The 18,287-nt window shown below is 69.7% G+C and carries 18 protein-coding genes; 9 read left to right on the top strand and 9 right to left on the bottom strand.

All coding sequences use genetic code 11. The annotated features are described in order from the left end of the window. Window positions 1-243 precede the first annotated feature (243 nt). The gene (locus tag IPG05_04930; GenBank protein MBK6494429.1) at window positions 244-1,398 is read left to right on the top strand and encodes a response regulator; all 1,155 of its coding nucleotides are present in this window, start codon (window positions 244-246) and stop codon (window positions 1,396-1,398) included. 135 nt (window positions 1,399-1,533) lie between these two features. Further along, window positions 1,534-2,091, top strand: a complete 558-nt coding sequence (gene efp, locus IPG05_04925) for an elongation factor P (GenBank protein ID MBK6494428.1) — start codon at window positions 1,534-1,536, stop codon at window positions 2,089-2,091. A gap of 98 nt (window positions 2,092-2,189) precedes the next feature. Here the strand turns inward: efp and IPG05_04920 are convergent, their stop codons facing one another. From IPG05_04920 to IPG05_04905, 4 genes are all read right to left on the bottom strand, one after another. Then, entirely contained in the window at window positions 2,190-2,540 is a 351-nt protein-coding gene (locus IPG05_04920) for a DUF983 domain-containing protein (protein MBK6494427.1), read from the bottom strand. Between the two features lie 61 nt (window positions 2,541-2,601). Then, a complete protein-coding gene (locus IPG05_04915) occupies window positions 2,602-3,624 on the bottom strand; it encodes a hypothetical protein (GenBank protein ID MBK6494426.1) in 1,023 nt (340 codons plus the stop codon). Between the two features lie 119 nt (window positions 3,625-3,743). After that, window positions 3,744-6,311: a TonB-dependent receptor gene (locus IPG05_04910; protein MBK6494425.1), complete on the bottom strand. Its 2,568-nt coding sequence runs from the start codon at window positions 6,309-6,311 to the stop codon at window positions 3,744-3,746. Window positions 6,312-6,474: 163 nt separating this feature from the next. Continuing rightward, on the bottom strand, window positions 6,475-6,789 hold the full coding sequence (locus IPG05_04905) for a hypothetical protein (GenBank protein MBK6494424.1): 315 nt from the start codon (window positions 6,787-6,789) through the stop codon (window positions 6,475-6,477). Between the two features lie 189 nt (window positions 6,790-6,978). Between IPG05_04905 and IPG05_04900 the strand changes: the two genes are divergently transcribed. The 5 genes from IPG05_04900 to IPG05_04880 all read left to right on the top strand — a co-directional run bounded on the left by IPG05_04900 (window position 6,979) and on the right by IPG05_04880 (window position 11,251). After that, window positions 6,979-7,512 carry an RNA polymerase sigma factor gene (locus IPG05_04900; protein ID MBK6494423.1) on the top strand — a complete coding sequence of 178 codons (534 nt, stop codon included), beginning with the start codon at window positions 6,979-6,981 and terminating at the stop codon, window positions 7,510-7,512. Further along, window positions 7,509-7,913 carry a hypothetical protein gene (locus IPG05_04895; protein ID MBK6494422.1) on the top strand — a complete coding sequence of 135 codons (405 nt, stop codon included), beginning with the start codon at window positions 7,509-7,511 and terminating at the stop codon, window positions 7,911-7,913. Before IPG05_04900 ends, IPG05_04895 begins: the two co-directional genes overlap by 4 nt. Next, window positions 7,910-8,785 carry a hypothetical protein gene (locus tag IPG05_04890; protein MBK6494421.1) on the top strand — a complete coding sequence of 292 codons (876 nt, stop codon included), beginning with the start codon at window positions 7,910-7,912 and terminating at the stop codon, window positions 8,783-8,785. The genes IPG05_04895 and IPG05_04890 overlap by 4 nt, the downstream gene beginning before the upstream one ends. 15 nt (window positions 8,786-8,800) lie before the next feature. Next, window positions 8,801-9,283 carry a hypothetical protein gene (locus IPG05_04885; protein MBK6494420.1) on the top strand — a complete coding sequence of 161 codons (483 nt, stop codon included), beginning with the start codon at window positions 8,801-8,803 and terminating at the stop codon, window positions 9,281-9,283. 258 nt (window positions 9,284-9,541) lie between these two features. Continuing rightward, on the top strand, window positions 9,542-11,251 hold the full coding sequence (locus tag IPG05_04880; protein MBK6494419.1) for an ABC transporter ATP-binding protein: 1,710 nt from the start codon (window positions 9,542-9,544) through the stop codon (window positions 11,249-11,251). A 12-nt stretch (window positions 11,252-11,263) separates the two neighbouring features. On the opposite strand, the gene IPG05_04875 is transcribed toward IPG05_04880, so the two are convergent. The 3 genes from IPG05_04875 to IPG05_04865 all read right to left on the bottom strand — a co-directional run bounded on the left by IPG05_04875 (window position 11,264) and on the right by IPG05_04865 (window position 14,350). Further along, the gene (locus tag IPG05_04875; protein MBK6494418.1) at window positions 11,264-11,455 is read right to left on the bottom strand and encodes a hypothetical protein; all 192 of its coding nucleotides are present in this window, start codon (window positions 11,453-11,455) and stop codon (window positions 11,264-11,266) included. A 311-nt stretch (window positions 11,456-11,766) separates the two neighbouring features. Then, the gene (locus tag IPG05_04870) at window positions 11,767-14,055 is read right to left on the bottom strand and encodes a TonB-dependent receptor (GenBank protein ID MBK6494417.1); all 2,289 of its coding nucleotides are present in this window, start codon (window positions 14,053-14,055) and stop codon (window positions 11,767-11,769) included. A gap of 7 nt (window positions 14,056-14,062) precedes the next feature. Next, window positions 14,063-14,350, bottom strand: a complete 288-nt coding sequence (locus IPG05_04865) for a hypothetical protein (GenBank protein ID MBK6494416.1) — start codon at window positions 14,348-14,350, stop codon at window positions 14,063-14,065. Window positions 14,351-14,422: 72 nt separating this feature from the next. Between IPG05_04865 and IPG05_04860 the strand changes: the two genes are divergently transcribed. After that, the gene (locus IPG05_04860) at window positions 14,423-15,253 is read left to right on the top strand and encodes a sulfurtransferase (GenBank protein MBK6494415.1); all 831 of its coding nucleotides are present in this window, start codon (window positions 14,423-14,425) and stop codon (window positions 15,251-15,253) included. 26 nt (window positions 15,254-15,279) lie between these two features. Here IPG05_04860 and IPG05_04855 read toward each other — a convergent pair whose 3' ends face one another. Together IPG05_04855 and IPG05_04850 are read right to left on the bottom strand one after the other, a co-directional pair. After that, window positions 15,280-15,831 carry a hypothetical protein gene (locus IPG05_04855; protein MBK6494414.1) on the bottom strand — a complete coding sequence of 184 codons (552 nt, stop codon included), beginning with the start codon at window positions 15,829-15,831 and terminating at the stop codon, window positions 15,280-15,282. 25 nt (window positions 15,832-15,856) lie between these two features. Continuing rightward, window positions 15,857-17,464 carry an O-antigen ligase family protein gene (locus tag IPG05_04850; protein MBK6494413.1) on the bottom strand — a complete coding sequence of 536 codons (1,608 nt, stop codon included), beginning with the start codon at window positions 17,462-17,464 and terminating at the stop codon, window positions 15,857-15,859. Between the two features lie 80 nt (window positions 17,465-17,544). On the opposite strand from IPG05_04850, the gene IPG05_04845 reads away from it, so the two are divergent. Continuing rightward, on the top strand, window positions 17,545-18,249 hold the full coding sequence (locus IPG05_04845; protein ID MBK6494412.1) for a hypothetical protein: 705 nt from the start codon (window positions 17,545-17,547) through the stop codon (window positions 18,247-18,249). The last annotated feature ends 38 nt before the right edge of the window (window positions 18,250-18,287 follow it).

The raw sequence follows: 18,287 nt of genomic DNA, 5'->3' as shown, positions 1-18,287 counted from the left end.
GGATCGGACGGGATGCATCGCAACCACGTCGAAGGAGCGAGGTGTGGCGCAGACGCGTCGGAATGATCTCGCCACCACAGCACCCACGCAGGACACGCCCGGTGGCATTCCGGCAAGCTGTTGCCACCAAAGCACTTGCGTGGCAGCCCGCGAATCGATTCTCGCGGCCCGTCGCTTGCGAATGTGGTGGGCGTGAGTCGCCGCACCTGGCCGCGACCGATCGACACGAGCACGGATGGACCTGTGACGCTGCCTGATGCCGCTACGCCAAGCGATCTCGACCAGGCCGACTGCGCCCGCCGTCGTCACGTGGAGAAGATGGAGGCCATCACCCGACTTGCCTCCGGCCTCTCGTGCGAGCTCACGCCATTGCTGCACGATGCCGGGACGACGGTTCAGTCGCTGGTCGGGAGTCCGTTGGTCGATGCGTCGCTGCAGGCACGGCTCGAGGACGTCCGCGAATCGTTGCAGCGTGGCGCGATGATCGTCCGCCAGCTGGAAGCGGTGGGCCGCGCGGTCCCGCGCCCGGCCTCCGAGGTCGATCTCGACGAGGTGATCGCGCGGTTGCGTCCACTCTTCCCGCGACTCGCCGGTCCGCACATCACCATCACCGAAGGGAGCGGCACGCGCCGCGAACGCGTCGTTGCCGAACATGGGCAGATCGAGCAGGTGGTCCTGACGCTCGTGGTCAACGCGCGCGATGCCATGCCGCTCGGCGGTCAGATGAGCATCAACATCCGACGCTGGACCCTCGACGCGCCCCGGCCGCATCGCCACGGCATCCTGCCAGCGGGCGAGTGGGTGGTCCTCGAGGTGAGTGACACGGGCATCGGCATGGACGAGGCGACGCAGGCGCAGCTGTTCGAACCGTTCTTCACCACCAAGGCGCTCGGCGTCGGCAGCGGCCTCTCCCTCTCGGCGATGTACGGCATGATGGGGCAACGTGGCGGGCAGGTCATCGTCGCGAGCGAGCCGGGGGTCGGCACCACCGTCACGGTCTGCTTCCCGGCCCAGGCGGTGGCCGTCGGGCAGGCCCCCGATGACGACGCCCAGACCGCCGTCCTGGTCGTGGATGATGATGAATGGGTGCGCAATGTCACCGCGCGGATCCTGCGTCGCGCGGGGTACGGCGTGCTCGAAGCCGACCACGGCGAGTCGGCCCTCGAGCTGCTCCGCGACGTGGCCGGACAGTGCGTCGGCACGGTGCTCACCGACATCCACATGCCGCGGCTCGATGGGCACCGACTGGCGGAAGTCGTGCGGCGCGAGCATCCGGGGCTCCACGTCGTCCTCATGACCGGCGACGCGGATGGCGCGGACGGGCTCCAGGCGGTCCTCCGGAAGCCGTTCACGGCGGGCGAACTCCTCTCCGCCGTGCAGCGTCCCCACCGGGTCTAGCGCCACGGCATGGGGCACTCGGACGTCCAGGGGGAGGCCGTCGTGGCTCCCCCCGGAGTGTTTCGGGCGATTATCTTCTCGCGCTGGCCGGCGGGGACGGGTCCTGCCGGCAATCGATCACTTCCGAGAGTGGCCATGAAAGCGAACGACATCCGCAAGGGCACCGTGATCTACTACGAGGGGAAGCCGCACCTCGTGATGGACTTCACGCACCGCACGCCGGGCAACCTCCGCGCCTTCGTCCAGGTGCGCCTGCGCAATCTCAACAACGGGATGTCGCTGGACCATCGCTACAGCGCGACCGAGACGGTCGAGGAAGCGCGGCTCGACACGAAGGAGATGCAGGTCCTCTACGCCGACGGCAATGGTGTGCACGTCATGGATGCCGACACCTACGAGCAGTTCACCCTCGACCCCGAGATGGTGGGCGATGACGCGGCGTGGATGCAGGCCGAGATGCGCTTCGAGGCGGTGTGGCTCGAGGGGAAGCCGATCTCGTTCAAGCTGCCGTCGTCGATGGAACTCGAGATCGTCGAGACGGCGCCGGCCATGAAGACCGCGACCAAGTCGTCGAGCAGCAAGCCGGCGACGCTGAGCAACGGCGTGACCATCAACGTCCCCGAATTCGTGGAGCAGGGCGAGCGGGTGCGGGTCAATCCGCGCGAGCGCGCCTACATCGAGCGCGTGAAATGACGTAGGGCGACCTGTAGGGGCGAGCCCTGGGTCGCCCGGTTGTGTGGATGCGCCAGACCCAAGGGGCGACCAGTCGGTCGCCCCTTTTGCGTCCAGCGTTACAATTCGCGCCGGAAGGTCAGGTCGAAGGCGAGGTAGAGCGTCTTGGTGAACGGGAAGAGCAGCAGGGGCCCCAGCGCCATCAACGCCGGGCCGCCCCACTGGAGCAGCTGCCAGGGCGGGTCGGGCCAGGTGGCCACCAGGATCGCGGCCAGCAACCCGACGAACAGCAGTTCGATCGCGATCATCGCCACCAGGTACGACCCCACCTGATAACCCGACTCGCCGCGGTCGAAGGCCAGCCCGCAGCGGGGGCAGGCCGGGACCAGGGCGAACCAGTGACGGAGGATGCCACCGCTGCCGCACTTGGGGCAGCGGAGGCGGAGGGCGCGGAGGAAGGGGCTCAGCATGACGGAAAACTAAAGGGGCCCCCGGGTGGGGGCCCCTTCAGCGTGTCGGGCAGGGCGAGGGTTACTCGCCGCCGCCCCGCGTGCCGCCGGCGGGACGGCCCGGCGCCGCGCCACCCGCAGGCGCCGCTCCCCCCGGCTGCATCAGCCGGTTGATCCCGACCGGCTGCTTGGCGCTTTCCGGCATCAGCGACCACTGCACGTCGGTCAGCACCTTCTTGGTCAGCTCGATCGCCTTGATCTGGGTGCCCTGGAAGGCCTCGAAGATCGGGGCGAGCTGCGGGAAGAGCGCCTGCGTGTTGCCGTTGGCGGTCTTCGCCGCTTCTTCCAGCGTGGCGACCAGCGGCTGCAGCGCGTTGTTCGTCGAGTCGATGAAGGCCTGCAACTCGGCGATCTGCTTCGGCGCCAGCGCCAGCGAATCCTTCCGCTCGATGGCGACCTGCGCCGCGTTGAACGGGAGGTTGGCCAGCATCTGCTGCACGAACGTCGTGCCGCTTGCCGCGCCGGCCGCGGCGTTGCCCTGACCGAACGCCATCCGCTGCATCTCGCGGCGCTGATCGAAGCCGATGATGTAGCGCATGTTCACGCCGACCTGGAACGGCGAGCGGACGGCCGTGGCGCCGCCACCCGTCGCGCCGAAGCGGCTGTTGACGGTGTACTGGTAGCGGTTGGTCGACGGATCGAAGCCGGTGACGGCGAGCAGCGTGCCGTCCGGGCGCGCGAAGCCGCCCCAGCCCTTCAGGTTGTCCGCGCCGTTGAACAGCTCGTCCAGCCCGCCCAGCAGGTTGATCGTCGCGAACGAGATCGTCAACCGGTTCTGGAACATCCCCGGCTTCAGGTTCACCTGCAGGTTGAGCGACGGCGACCACGGCCCGATGCAGCTGTTGCGCTCGGCGACCTTGCCGACCTGCGACGCCAGACAGGCCTTGGCGCCCTTCGAGCCGTTCTTGAGCAGGTCATCCATCGCCGCGGCCAGGACCGGATCGTTGGCATTGGCCGGGTTGAAGACGTACGCCAGGTCATTGCGCGACCCGTCGCCGTTGATGTCGCTGCCGACCACCGGCGAGTAGCGCGAGCCCGACGCCATGCTGCCGATCGCGGTCAGCTCGAACGTCGGCGAGAAGACCTTGGTGAAGTTCAGCTGGATGTTGTGACGCCGCTCGTTCGACGACCGCGCCCACAGGAAGGCGTTCGGATCGCCCGGGGTCAGGTTGCCGCCGCCGCCGCCGAACCCGCCGCCACCACCGCCTGGTCGCGCGCGAACTGCATGGTGTAGTTGGCCGACAGCGTCGAGCCGCGGGTATTGAACCAGTTCATCGAGGCGGTGATCTGCTTCGTCTCGTTCTCGAGGCCGCTGAAGACCTGGTTGACCGAGCCGTAGCCGGCATCCTTCCGGGTCGACGTGAACGGGATCGCGCCCGTCGTCGGCACGATCAGCGACGGATTGATGTAGACCGGCCGGTTGCCCTCGTTCGCCAGCAGGAACGGCGTGCCGAGGTTCAGGTTCAGGTCACGCGACGCCGACTGGCCGATGCCCTTCACGTACGAGGCGTCGAGCGTCAGCGTGAACATCGGGGTGAGGCGGCGCGTCGCGCCGAGGTTGGCGCGGATGGTCTTCGCGGCGCCGTAGCCCTCGTCATACGTGGTGACCGACGGGCGACCCGCAATGACCGGGGTGTTCTGGTTGTTGAGGCACTGCGTCGGAATCGTCGACGGGTTGGTCGCGAAGTTGTTCCAGTCCGGGATCGGCACCGCGGCGCCGACGCAGACGAGCTGCGCCTCGGTGGTGCTGAAGCCGGCCTGCGCCTGCGCCGTGCTCGGCAGGGTGCTCGACATCGTGCCGCGGAAGACACCGACGCCGCCACGGAGCACGACGGCCGGCGGCGCGAAGCCGCGCTGGCCGAAGCCCTGCTGCTCGGCCGCCGGGATCGTCCACGAGAAGCCGAAGCGCGGGGTGAAGTAGGTCTCGGTCGGGAGCAGGTCGGTCCGGACGCCGAACTTCGCTTCCGCATCGGTGTTCCGCGCCGGGGCGCCGCCGAACTTCGAGTACTCCAGGCGGCCGCCGATCGTGAACTGCAGGTTCGGCCCCTTGCGCCACACGTCGCTCAGGAAGAGCGCCGAGTTCAGCGACGAGCCGTCGCGCACGACCGGCTGCAGCGTGCGGCTGAAGGTCGCCGGGACGTTCGCCGCGAAGTCGGCCAGCGAGTTGTAGCTGTAGCTGCCGTACTGGTTGTTGGTGTTGTTCGCCGTGAAGCTCTGCATGTTCAGCAGCGCGCCGAGCTGGAAGCGGTGTGCGCCACCAGCGGCGAAGTACGAAATCGTGTTGGTGAGCTCGAGCGACTTGGTCTTGTTGGTCGTCGGGAGACCGGAATTGCCGCCGAAGCCGAAGGAGGTCGTGGCGATGCCGCCGTCATCCAGCGTCGACTGGTTCTGCACCCGGCCGACCGGGACATACAGGAACGGCGTCGACTCGGCGTTGCTGATCGAGCCGTAGGCGCGGAACTCGTTCGAGAGATCCACGGTCGGGCGCGAGACGAGCGAGACCTGCACGCCGCCGCCATTGTTGCTCTGGTTGCCACCGACCTGCGGCAGCTGCGTCTGCCCGACGCGGGTCGGGTCGGACGTCGTGGTGTTCAGGTCGCCACGAACCGTGAGGATCTGGCGGTCGGCGACGTTCCAGTCGAAGCGCAGCGAGCCGCTGAAGCGGTCCTGGGTGCGGTTCGGGTCGACGGTGCCGACGCGGCTCGTCAGGCCGGTCGCGCCGACCAGCGAGATGAAGCGCGCCACCGAGTCCGGCGAGGCGCCGAGGCGAAGCAGCGTCGTGGCATCGGCGCGGTCAAGCGACGCCATCGGATTCACGGCGCGATTGACGTTGAACGAGCCGAAGAGGAAGAGCTTGTCCTTCCGGAGCGCGCCACCGAAGCCGGCGCCGACCTGCTGCGAGGTCTGGCCCGACGTGAAGACGTTGTCCGTCGCGCTGCCGAACGCCAGGTTGCGATCGCGGAAGTTGCCGCTGATCGAGCCCTGCTGCCGGTTGCTGCCGCCGCGGGTCGTCGCCGAGACCTGGCCGCCGGAGAACTGGCCGCGCGAGACGTCGAAGGTGTTGGTGATGACGCGGGTGCCGCGGATGCCGTCGGCCGGGAGCGCGCCGCCGTTCGAGGTGCCGTCGACGACGATGTTGTTGGACGCGCCGTTCTGGCCGGCGACCTGGAAGGTCGTCGCGCTCGAGTCGCTGCCGGCCGTCACGATCACGCCCGGCACCAGCTGCGCCAGGGCGGCGAGGTCGGAGGCATCGATCGGGAGGCGGGCCATCTGCCCGGCATCGACGTTCCGCTCGGTGCTGCCCGGCGTCGGCCGCTCGTTCTGGTCGCCCTGGGCGCGCACCGTCTGCGTGCGAATGTCGGTGAGGACCTGCGGACGGTCACCGAGCTTGACGTTCAGCACGATCCGGTCGTCGTCTTCCTGGCGCGACACGTTGGTGATGAACGGCGTCTTGCCGATCGCGCGCACCGTCACGCGGTAGCGACCGCCACCGTCGTTGAACGGAATCGAGAAGCGTCCCTTGTCGTTCGCCGTCGCCTTCTTGGTGACGTCGAGTTCGATGCTGTAGGCCTCGATGGTGGCGCCGATGACCGGCTTGCCGGTGCCATCAACGACCGAGCCGGTGATCCAGTCCACCGTGCTCTGGGCGGCCAGGGGGCGGGCGGCGAGTCCCACCAGCAACAGCAAGCTGGCGAGGGAACTCGCGAATCGTGCGAATGAGCGAAGCGACATGTCGCGTTCCGTTATCGGGTCCGTCGGCACGGCCAGGGCGGGAGCGCCCTGTCGCACCACGGCCTTGGTACGCTGGCACCGGGGGAAGGTTGCGGAGCGAGACGGGGAGGGGGACAACAGCCCCGAAACCAGCCGGTGGCGCTGGTCTCGGGGCGGGGTGGGGCTAGGCGGCCGGCGGGGCGTCCGCCGCGGGCGCGGCAGGCGGATCGACCGGGGGGGCGGGCGGTGCGTCGGGTGCCGCCGGAGCCGCCGGGGCCGCTGGCGCCCCGTCGCGATCCAGGAAGTCGGCCACCTTGGCGCGGAACTCCTGAAGCTCCTCCTTGGCCTCGCCCTTGAACTCTTCCAACTCTTCCTTGGCATCGGCGATGGCGCTGTCCATCCGCTCACGGGCCTTCGCCAGGAACTCGTCCTTGTTCTCCAGGGCGGCCTTCGCCTTCGCGGCCAGCTCCTTTGCCTTTTCGTCCAGTTCGTCAAACACACCCATGGGACACCTCACTCTGGGACCGCCGATCATGCACCGGGGCGACGGGCGGTGCGCGCCCCGGAATGACTGGAATATGGTGGCATCCGCGCCAGGGCGGTGTTCCAACCGTGCAACGCGAGAGTAAACTCCAGCGACCCCGCCGGCATCTCAGTCGGTGATGGCCTCCCCCTTCCGCGCCGCGAGTTGCTGATCGAGCCGCTGGTCGACGCCGCCCAACGCGGCGATGATGCCGCCTTCGCGGCCCTCTACGACGCCCACGTCGGGCGCGTCTTTGCGCTCTGCCTCCGGCTGAGCGCCGACCCGGCGTCGGCCGAGGAGCTGGTGCAGGACGTCTTCGTGCGGCTCTGGGAGCGACTCGGCTCATTCCGCGGCGAGAGCGCCTTCACCACCTGGTTGCATCGGTTGGCGGTGAACACCGTGTTCGAACAGGCCCGCGCCGGGAAGCGCCGTCGCCTGCGGGTGGCGATCACCGCCGACCTCGCGGGGATCGCCGTGAGCGGACCGGACGCCGAGGCGCCACATCACGATCGGGCGCTGCAGATCGATCTGGAAGGCGCCGTGGCGCGGTTGCCGGCGGGGGCGCGTGCGGTGTTTGTCCTGCATGATGTCGAGGGGTACCAGCACGGCGAGATCGGCCAGTTGCTGGGAATTGCCGAGGGCACCTCCAAGGCGCACCTCTTTCGCGCGCGGCGACTGCTGCGAGGAATGCTGCAATGATCGACGACTCGTTCGAGCCACCACTCTCCGAGCAACTGCCGGCGGAGCTGCCACCACCGGCCGCACTGCGCGGGCGCACGCTCGCGGCCGTCGCGCGGACGCGCCGCACGCGCCGGTGGAAGCGGATCGGCGGCCTCGCCATCGCGGCCTCGCTCGTCGCCATCATCGGGACCAGCCTCACGCCCCGGCAGAAGCGCGCCTCGGACGTGCCCGGCGGCGCCAGCATCCTGCTCGCCGCCGAGCGCGCCCAGCCGGCGTTCGAGGCGCTCGACCGTGCCGAAGGAGAATTGCGGAGTGCCCTCACCGCGACGCCCGACGACGCCGACCTCGGTGCGGCGCTCGCGGCAATCCAGGACCGCCGTGAGCGACTGCAGCGGATGATTCGCGAGGCGGCGTCGTGAGGCGCGCGCTGCTCGCGATCCTCATCGCCTCGCTGCTGTCGACCCCAGCGTCGTCCAGCGCGCAGACGCCGATCACGCGCGGCTGGGCCGCGGCGCCCGAGGTGGCGCTGCGCATCTGGCTCCCGGCTGGGCAGGTCGAGCTGGAAGGATGGGATCGCGACTCCATCGACGTGAGCGGCTCCGCGGCGCGCGGGGCGTCGTTCTTCGGCGGCGTCGGGGAGGGAGGCCGTGGCGGCAAGCTCGGCGTCGAAGCGCTCAAGCGCGACGACCCGGCGCTGCCGAGTGGCACCTTGCGCGTGCGGGTGCCCCGCCGGGCGCGCGTGGCGATCAAGATGACCGAAGGCCGCGTGACGGCGGTCGGGACGACGGGGTCGCTGGAGGTGTTGACCGTCACCGGGGAAGTCGTCGTGCGCCAGGCCAGTGGCAGCGTGACGGTCGAGACGATCGACGCCACGGTGCGCATCAGCGCCATGCAGGGCGCCCTGCGGGTTCGCAACGGTGGTGGCGTGGTCACGCTCACCGATGTCGAGGGCAGCATGACGCTGACCACCGTCGGTGGTAACATCACGGTGGATGGTCCGAAGGTGGGCGATGGTCGGCTCGAGACCATCGGCGGCAGCATCACCGTGCGCGGCGCCCTGAACCCGCACGCCCGCCTCGATCTGCAGAGCCACGACGGATCGATCATGCTGGTGCTCGATCGGGCGGCCCTGCCGCGCCTCGATCTGGCGACGCGGGGTGGCATCGTGCGCAACGGACTCGGGCTCGGCGATGCCCGCTTTGGCGACATCGTCGGTCGCTCCTTCAAGGGAGGGATCAACGTCGTGGCCCGGAGTGGCATCGAAGGGGGGAAGGTCACCAAGAACCCCTGATCCGGAGTTGTCCCCATGCTCACCGCCGCTCGCTTCATCTTCCTTGCCACGGCCGCGCTCGCGTTCGGCCCCCCCTCGATCACCGTGACGGCCGTCGACGGGAAGTCCGCGCCGACACCGGGGGCGGTCTTCCTGATCCACAGCGAACACCACCACGACGACTACGCGTTGACGGCGAAGGCGCGCGCCGAGGGAATCGTCAACGGCCGTCGAGTGTCACAACCGGTCGCGCTGGTCGCCGTGCCGGGGAAGGAAGTGACCTGGACGGCCACGCAGCAGTGGCGTGCCGGCCAGCCGTGGGTGCTGGTCTTCACGGTCGAACAGGGCGACGCCGGGAAGTACGGCGTGGCCGAGGCGATTGTCAGGGTGGCGGCCGATGGCCGGGTGCTCGGGATCGAACGGATGCGCGCGACCAACCAGCGCGGCGACAACTATCCCCGGGCCGCAGCGGCGAAGGAGATCGAAACGGCCCTCGCCACCCTCGCCCGGGGAACCTGACCCCCCGCTTTCCGGTTACCATTCTGGTCGGCCGGGTCTCTCCGGCCGACACAGGGTGGCAACCGAGGGGGCTTTCTGGCATTCCGGGGCGGCACGAGCGGGTTGGGCACGGGTGAACGGGGCGGGAAGGGCCGCGGCACGTCGGCGAACGTCGGCGAGCGGCCCAAGAAGAAGAAGGTCTCCAGCGAAGTGGTGTGGCGTGAAGCGCGCGAGCTGCTCTGGTTCCACCGCCGACGCCTGGCCGTCGGCTTCGTGCTCATGCTGATCAACCGCGCCGCCGGCTTCGTCCTGCCGTGGTCGTCGAAGGAACTGATCGACGTCGTGATCCCCAGCGGCAACGGCTCGCTGCTCTGGCCGCTGGCCGCCGCCGTTGGCGCCGCCACCGTGGTGCAGGCCGCCTCCTCCTTCGGCGTCTCGCAGATCCTCGGCGTCGCGGCGCAGCGCGCCATCACCGAGATGCGCCGCGCCGTGCAGTCGCACCTCGTCCGCCTTCCGATCCGCACCTTCGACGCGACCCAGACCGGGCAGCTCGTCTCGCGCGTGATGAGCGACGCCGAAGGGATCCGCAACCTGGTCGGCACCGGCCTGGTGCAACTCGTCGGCGGGGCCGTGACGGCCGCGGTCGCCTTCACCTGGTTGATGATCCTCAACTGGCGGCTCACCTCGGTGACCGCCGTCCTGCTCGTCGTCTTCGGCGGCGGCATGGCGTACGCCTTCACCCGACTGCGGCCGATCTTCCGCGAGCGCGGCAAGCTCAACGCCGAGGTCACCGGCCGACTGGTCGAGAGCATCTCAGGGATTCGCGTGGTGAAGGCGTACACCGCCGAACGCCGCGAGCAGCACGCCTTCGCGAAGGGCGCCAACAAGCTCTTCCGGAATGTCGCCGCCACCATGACGGGCGTCTCCGCCACCACCGCCCTCTCGACCGTGATCGTCGGCATCATCGGTACCCTACTGATCGTCGTCGGCGGGCGGGACATCCTCGCGGGTCGGATGTCGAGCGGCGACCTCTTCCAATACGTCTTCCTCACCGGCTTGCTCGCCGCGCCGCTGATCCAGATCGCCTCGATCGGCACGCAGGTCACCGAGGCCTTCGCCGGCCTCGATCGCATCCGTGAATTGCGTGCGGTCGCGACGGAAGACGAAGGCGATGCCGACCTGGCGCCGCTCGGCCAGGTGACCGGGCACGTCGCCTTCGAGAACGTGACGTTCAGCTATGACGAAGGGACGCCGGTCCTCAAGGGGATCACCTTCGACGCGCCCGCCGGGACGACGACCGCGCTCGTCGGCACCAGTGGTTCGGGGAAGAGCACCCTGGTGTCGCTGGTGATGGCGTTCAATCGCCCCGACAGCGGCCGCATCCTGATCGACGGTCGTGACCTCGCGACCTTCCGCCTCCGCGAGTATCGCCGCACCCTCGGCATCGTGCTCCAGGACAACTTCCTCTTCGATGGCACCATCCTAGACAACATCCGCTTCGCCAAGCCGGATGCGACCGCCGAGGAGGTGCGCGAGGCCGCGCGCATCGCGCACTGCGACGAGTTCGCGCTCCGCTTCGACCTGGGGTACGAGACGATCGTCGGTGAGCGCGGCGTCAAGCTGAGCGGTGGGCAACGGCAGCGCGTCGCAATCGCCCGCGCGATCCTCGCGAATCCGGCCATCCTCATTCTCGACGAAGCGACGTCGTCGCTGGACTCGGAGAGCGAGGGGCTGATTCAGGAAGGGTTGACGCGCCTGCGGGCCGGGCGGACCACCTTCGTGATCGCGCACCGGTTGTCGACCATCACGTCGGCCGATCAGATCCTGGTGCTGGAAGGGGGAGAGATCGTCGAGCGCGGCTCGCACGATGCCCTGGTCGATCTGGGGGGCCGGTACCACGCCCTCTACGAGCGGCAGTTCCGGCAGGCCCTCGATCGGTACGTCAATCCCGGCGAGGAGCTCGCGGGCGCGTCGCGCCAGCGGCCCTGACCGGGACCGAGGTCAGCAGCCGCCGACCTCGCGAAGCAGTTCGGCGATCGCCATCCGGCGACGGAGGCGCTCGTCGAGCACGCCCATCGCCGTCACGTCGTCGAGTTCCGTGCCGGCCTCGGATTCCGCGGCGTCCATCTCTTCGCGGCCTTCCTCGGCGCGGCGCAGCCGCTCCTCTTCATCCCACATGCTGTCGCCGAACATTCGGCACCTCCTGTGGCTGCGCGTCGTTCCGCCACGCGTCGGGGTGACACGGGTTGAGCCTGGAACGGGGACTCCGGGGCGGAATCACCAAGCGCAGCGTTTACTCTCTCATACTTCGTGCCAGACGCTTCAGGGAGCAGTATCGGCACACGCCGACTCGGATTGATGACGCGGAGGTCACGGCCCCGCAACGAGTTGCGCGGCCGCACGGTGGCGGGGCCGGGTTGAGCGGTGGCTGCCGTCCGCGCGCCGGGGAGGCGGAGGGGTGGGCGCTCTGCGGTGCGGCGCCGGCGCCACATCGCCCGTGCCGGTCAGAAATCGAAGGTGAGACCGATGCTCGGGAGGCGGCCGACCGAGGTGTCGGTCTCGACCGTCCGTTCCCGCAGGTTCCACTGGTACCGGGCGGGGTTTTCGCGGCCGGTGACGTTCTGGATGTCGAGGTAGAGGGTCAGCTGCGTGGCCCGGAAGCTCCAGCGTCGATCCACCCGAAGGTCGATGGCGTAGAAGGTCGGGAGGCGGGGACCGGCCAGATACGCCTTGAAGTTCGGCGTCCCCGCGAGCTCACCGGTCGTCACGAACGGCGTCGTCCGGGCGCCACTGCTAACCCGCACCTTGCCACTCACCTCGAGCCGTTCCGTGGGCCGCCACCCCGCCAGCGCCGTGACGATCACCGGGACGTCGAAGGCCCCTGGTCGCTCGATCCCGTCGAGCGCCGTGAAGCGCGCCCGCGCCAGTGTCAGCGAGGCCAGGCCGTAGACCGGGAGATTGTCCAGCCGCCGCTGCGCCAGGAGTTCGAGGCCCCAGGCGCGCCCCCGTCCGCTGCTCCGGAGGGGTTCGAGGCCAAACGGGATGTCATCCAACGCATCCTCGAACCCCGACGGCGTCAGCACCTCCTGCCGACGGAAGAGGCGGATCGGGTAGTCGCGGTAGCGCTTGAGATACCCCTCGACCTGCAGCGTCGTGCTCCCCCGGCGTGTCCGCACGCCGAGCGTTGCCTGATCGGCACGCCACGGACGGAGGACACCGTTGGTCGGATCGCCGACCTGCCAGATGAACGGTGGTGGCTGGATGGTGCGGCCGAAGGTTGCCGTGACGGTAGTGGCCGAGCTGACGTCGCGTGCGACACTCAGGCGGGGCGAGAGGTACACCGCGTTGCCGATCCAGGCGTAGCGATCCGCACGCAGCCCGCCGGTCACCCGCCACTGCTCGCGCGGGCGCCAGGTGGCCTCGGCATAGGCGGCGACGCGCCGCGCACTGAAGGTCGAGTCCACGCGGAGCGGCTGCGGCACACCGTTGCCATCACGACGCAGCGCTCCGGGGAGCGTCACGTCGTAGTGCAGCGCCGGCGCGATCCGACCGACGGCGCCGAAGCGCAGCTCCAGGTCGCTCCGGGGGGCCAGCAAGAGATCGGTGCGCAGCGAGGATTCCGCCTCGCGTGACTGCGCCGCGAAGATCGTGGTACCGGTCGTGTCCACCTGCCGACTGTCGAATGTCGTGCGGGTGTGCCCGAGCGTGACGGTGAGCGCACCGTTCGTCAGTGTGCGTTGCCAGGTGAGCCCCGCGACGGCACTGCGTTGGGCGCTGCCGAGGATCCGCGCGTTGTCGAGTCGCTGATCCGCGCTGTCGGTGAGGAAGTCGATGTCGTCGCGTGCCCCGAGGGCCAGGAGCGTGAGTTGGTCGCGCGTGCCGAGCCGTTGTGTCGCCTTGAGCGTGGCGTCGTAGTAGGTCGGCAGAAAGGAGAAGTCGAGCGCGCGGAACAACAGGTCCAGATACGACCGCCGCACCCCGAACAGCACCGAACCATTGCCGATCGGCCCCTCGGCGATCGCACCGATGCCGGTGGCCGACAAGTTCATCTGTCCGGCCCAGCGTTCCTCGTTGCCCTCGCGCAGGGTGATCGCCGTGGCCGAACTGGTCCGATCGCCGTAGGCAACCGATGGTGGTGCGCTGGTGAAGGCGGCGCCGCGCACCAGGTCGATCGGCAGCAGCGAGACCGGTCCACCGGTGGCGCCCTGTGAGCCGAAGTGGTTGATGTTGGGGACTTCGAGGCCATCGAGGAGAAAGAGATTTTCCGCCGCGGAGCCACCGCGCACGACCAGATCGTTGCGCCCGGGCGAGGTGACGCCGACGCCGGGGAGGAGGGCCACGGCGCGCACGATGTCCTCCTGCACTCCGGGCGCGCGGCGCGTCTCGTCGCGGCCAAGTGTCGCCGCGCCGCCACCCTGGCCGAGGTTGTCGCGGGGGGCAACGGCGGTGGTCAGGGTGCCGAGGTCGAGTGGACGCGCCTCGAGCTCGATCAACAACGGGACGGGGCGGCCGCTGCCGACGGCGATGTCGCGCAGTGTCATCGGGGTGAAGCCGATGGCGATCACCCGCAGCGTGACCGTCCCCGGCGTGATGCCGGTCAGCGTGAAGCGTCCCGCGGCACCGCTCCGGGCCTGCAGCGCCGTTCCCTCGACTTCGAGCCGGGCGTCGCTGATTCCCTCGCGGGTGAGTCGGTCGATGACCCGGCCGGTGAGCGTCCCCACCTGCGCAGCGAGCAACGCGGGGGAGGCAACGAAGACGAGCAGCAGCAGGGCACGGCGCAGGCGCGAAGTCATGGCCCTTCTACAATTGATCGAGCCCTTCCGTTCCGATCACCGGCTTCCAGTGCCGCAGGTCGTACTCGGCGAGGCCGCGCTGATGGAACGGATCGGCGTCGCGGATCGACTCCAGCGAGGGGCCGTCGTCGGGGAGCCGGAAGAGCAGGGCGCCACCCGTCCGGGGCTCGAAGGGGCCCGAGGCGAGCAGCCAGCCGCGCTCCCGGAGGCTCCGGAGGTAACTTCGATGGTCGTCCGTCGAGGCGATGATCTCCTCGAGCGGGGCGGTATAGCGCAGGATCACCAGGGCGTACATGGCAGGCCTATCGGCGAAGGAGTGGGCGTGGAATCTACCAAGGCGTCGTTGCCGGGTCCGTTGGTCACCGCGATGTGGCTCTCGATTCACCTCGACGAACCGGATCTCGTGGTGCTCGACACCTCGTGGTACCTCCCCGCCGCCGGCCGTGACCCGGACGAGGAGTACCGCCGCGCGCACATCAAGGGGGCGGTGCGCTTCGACCTCGATGCCGCGAGCGATGCCCAGAGTCCGCTGCCGCACATGGTGCCGACCGCCGAGCGCTTTGCCGGCCTCTGCGAGCGCCTCGGCATTCGTCGCGACGATCGGATTGTGTGCTACGATGGCAGCGGCGTGAACCTCTCGGCGGCGCGCGCCTGGTGGCTCTTCCGCTACTTCGGGCACGAGCGTGTGGCGGTGCTCGACGGCGGCTTCGGCGCGTGGGCGCGCGAGACGCGACCGGTGCAGATCGGCGTCGTGCGTCGTTACCCGACCGGCTACCATATCCCCGCGCCAAACCCGGCGCTGATTCGCGACCTCGCCGGCATCGAGCGGATCGTGGCGGGCACCGAGTCGGCGCAGCTGGTCGATTGCCGGAGCGGTGAGCGCTTTCGCGGCGAAGTCGACGAGCCGCGCGCCGGGCTGGCCCGCGGGCACATCCCCGGCAGCGCCAACATCCCCTTCACGACGCTGACCGATCCCGAGACCGGCCGTTTCCACACGCCGGCGCAGCTCGCGACGATGATCGCGGAGAGTGGCCTCGACATCACGCGGCCGATCGTGGCGTCGTGTGGCAGCGGCGTGACGGCGTGTACGCTGGCGCTGGCGGTGGAGGTGGTGCGCGCGGCGGGACTCGGACCGGTGGGGCCGCCGGTCGCGATCTACGATGGCAGTTGGTCGGAGTGGGGGCAGACGGCGCGCTAGCGGTTTCCCCCGCACGGCCGGGGCTGCTAGCCGATCACGAGGACGTCGCGCTTCACGACATGCCAGCGCCCGCCCTGTTGGTCGAGCGTGTATCGAACGATCGAGCCTGCGCGCACCGCGAGATGCATCTCGGCTCCATTGGGAAAGCTCCCCACGACCCGCGATCGGAGCAGCACCGTCGCCCGCGCGCCCTCGACGATCGGATCGCCGATCTCGAGGAGCAGCGTCCCCGTAGGCGGAAGCGTGCACGACGTGCTTTCCGACACGCAACGAATCATCTGTTCCTGCCCCGCGATCCGTGCGCCGGCCGCCTTCGCCATTGCCTCGACTTCGGTCGACGTGCGGGCGGGGAACGGTGTCTCGTTGCGCGCCATGCCGGTTGGGGTCGAGTGCATCTGATACGGTGCAGGGTCGAGCCAGGTCAAGCCGCCGAAACCGCGCCATTCGGTCGATTCGGCGGCGAGCGCCGCGAGGCGCGCGGCGGTGACCTCCGGCGCCTGGCCGAAAGCGTGAGCGGGGAGTCCGATGGTCAGGGGCAGGGCGAGCAAGACGGAGGTGAGGCAACTGCGACCCGACATCGGAACCTCCATGGCGAGACTCGGTTCAGCGCACCCCGCAGCGCGCGGCGGCGTTGCGGCTCGCGGGCCAGTTGGGTGCAAGGGCCATGGCGGCGCGCGCGTGGCTGCGGGCCCTCGCGCAGGGCAACCGCGTGGCGAGTGCGATGCGCAACGGATAGGACGTCGGATCGAGGCGTGCCGCCCACACCATGCGGCCCGTCGCGCGCCCCGACCCAGCCACCACGTAGGCCGCCGTCTGTTCGACGCTGCGCAACGCCACCACCATCAACACGAGCGGCAAGGCGGCGCGCCAGCGCGATGGCGCCACCGATTCCATCGGGAATGGCGTGGTCGAGGCCAACGCCCCGATCGCCAGGGCGACGAAGAGCAGTGGGACCGGCAACAACAGCACGGCGTCGAACGCCCCCACCACCGCCGTCGCCGTCAGCACACCAAGCGCCGCCGCACCACGCAGCGCGTCATCGCCCGCGCGTTGCAGCCGCCCGAAGGCCCGCCACGCCAGCGCGAGGCCGAGCAGCAACGATCCCGCGAGCGCGATGATGCCGCGCTCCGAAATCAGCGCCATCCAATCGCTACTCGGCCAGGGGTTGATGGGGATGACGTCGCCCCACACCCAGGTCGGATCGTTCGGCGGCGCCACCTCGTTGTAGCGAAGCGGCCAGTTGCCCGGGCCAACACCGACGATCGGGTGTGCCGCCGCCAGCTCGAGCGTGTTCCGGTATTGAATGACCCGGCCGCGCCCCGACCCTTCCTGCGTGTTCGCAATCCCGCTCAATGTCTCCGCATAGGGGGAATCGGAACGCCAGTTCAGGTCGTTGGGCAGCGTCAGCGCCAGCAGCGGGCCGATGACCAGCGCGAAGCCCAGCATCGCCACGCGTGCCGTCGCCACCGGGAGTGCCCCTCTGCGGCGCGCGAGCAGCAGCGAGACGACGACCACGCCGATCCCTGCCGCCGCCGCGAGCCACGCGGCGCGCGACCGCGTGAGCACGATCGCACCGACGAGCGCCCCACCGGCGGCGGCCGCGGCGAGGGCGCCAATCGAGCGACGCGCGGTCACGGCCAGCAAGGCGATGATCGGCAGGGCGATTGCAGCGAGGTGCGCCAGGAAGTTGCGATTGCCGAAGCTGCCACCAGGCAACCGGGTGGTCGCGAAGTTCGGCAGCTGCAGCCCATACGCCTGGGCCAGGCCGGTGAGGGTGCCGATGAAGGCCGCGCCCCCAAGCCAGGCCAACAGCACGCCACCCAGCCCGCGGGTCGCCAGCTGATGGGCGGCGAGCAGCGCGGCGGCCCCGGTGAGCGTCAGCGAGCCGGCGCGGAAGGCCAGCCAGGGATTGTCGGCGAATGCGGCCGAGGCCAGCGTCGCGCCGAGGAGCAGGGCGAGGCCGAGGCGGGCGGCACGGGAGAGCGATCCCATCCCTGGCCGCAGCAGGGCCACCGCCAGCCAGGTCGCCAGATGGACCACCGTCTCTTTCGGCAACTGGTGGCGATCGAGGTCCGTCGGCGCCGTCGGCAACGCCGCCAGCACCGCGAGGAGGAGGCCTCCGCCCAACAGGTGGGCGGCGAGGCGCTCCTGCCAGCGGACCACGGCGTCGCGGTCAAGGTCTGGGGCGAGGGAGAGCAGCGGATCGGTCATGGGGGCAGGGGGTAAGATATCGCCGACGGCCCTTCGAGGGTGGGGCTAGATTGCAGGGACTGGTTTGCCCGGAGGCGACGATGCACGACGACCATGAGAAGCCCGAAGCTGCAGGTGCCCCGGATGGGCGCCCGGCCACCGTCCTTGCCGCCACCGACCAACCGGTGCCGCTCGTGGTGCGCGAGGTCGAAGATGATCGGGTGCCCGAGGGGATGACGTGCCTGGGCACCTTCCTCGACGGCACGCTGGTGGCGCGCTGCGCCGTGCCGCCCGAGGCGGTCGAGTTCTTCGCCGAGCAGAAGTTGTTCGACGAGCCGCGCCAGCTCGTGCTCGCGGCGCGCGAGGAGGAGCCTGGGCTGCGTTGCGAGCTCTACGCGCTCGTGCCGATGCCGGAGCGCGAGATGCCCGTCTCGGAAGAGGAACCGGAGGAGCCGTGGCTCTCGTCGGTGCCGTCGTACGAGGAGGCGCTCGCCCGCGCGGAAGAGGAAGAAGAGGACGAGCTCGACGACGAAGATCTCGACGAGGACGACCTCGATGACGACGATCTCGCCGACGACGACGAGGACGACGACGAAGACGAAGACGTGTTGGCGGCGCTGCATGGCGCGAACGCGGACGGCCGTCCCATGGCGGCGGTGCTGCTCGGCCAGATCGTTCGCTTCCAGCGTGACCGGAAGCATCCTGACTCGCTGCCGCTCGAGACCGTCGACGTCCTCGCGCGCATCGTCTCGGGCCGTGTTGTCGAGGTTGTCGACAAGGTGCTTGAGGACCTGCTCGGGTCCTGAGTGGCTTTCCCCCCCTGACCACTTGATGGAGTGATCGC

This window comes from Gemmatimonadota bacterium, from assembly GCA_016704275.1.
Lineage (GTDB): Bacteria > Gemmatimonadota > Gemmatimonadetes > Gemmatimonadales > GWC2-71-9 > Palsa-1233.
Note: the sequence above shows the minus strand (reverse complement) of the source record. Positions and strands in the feature narration are given on the sequence as shown.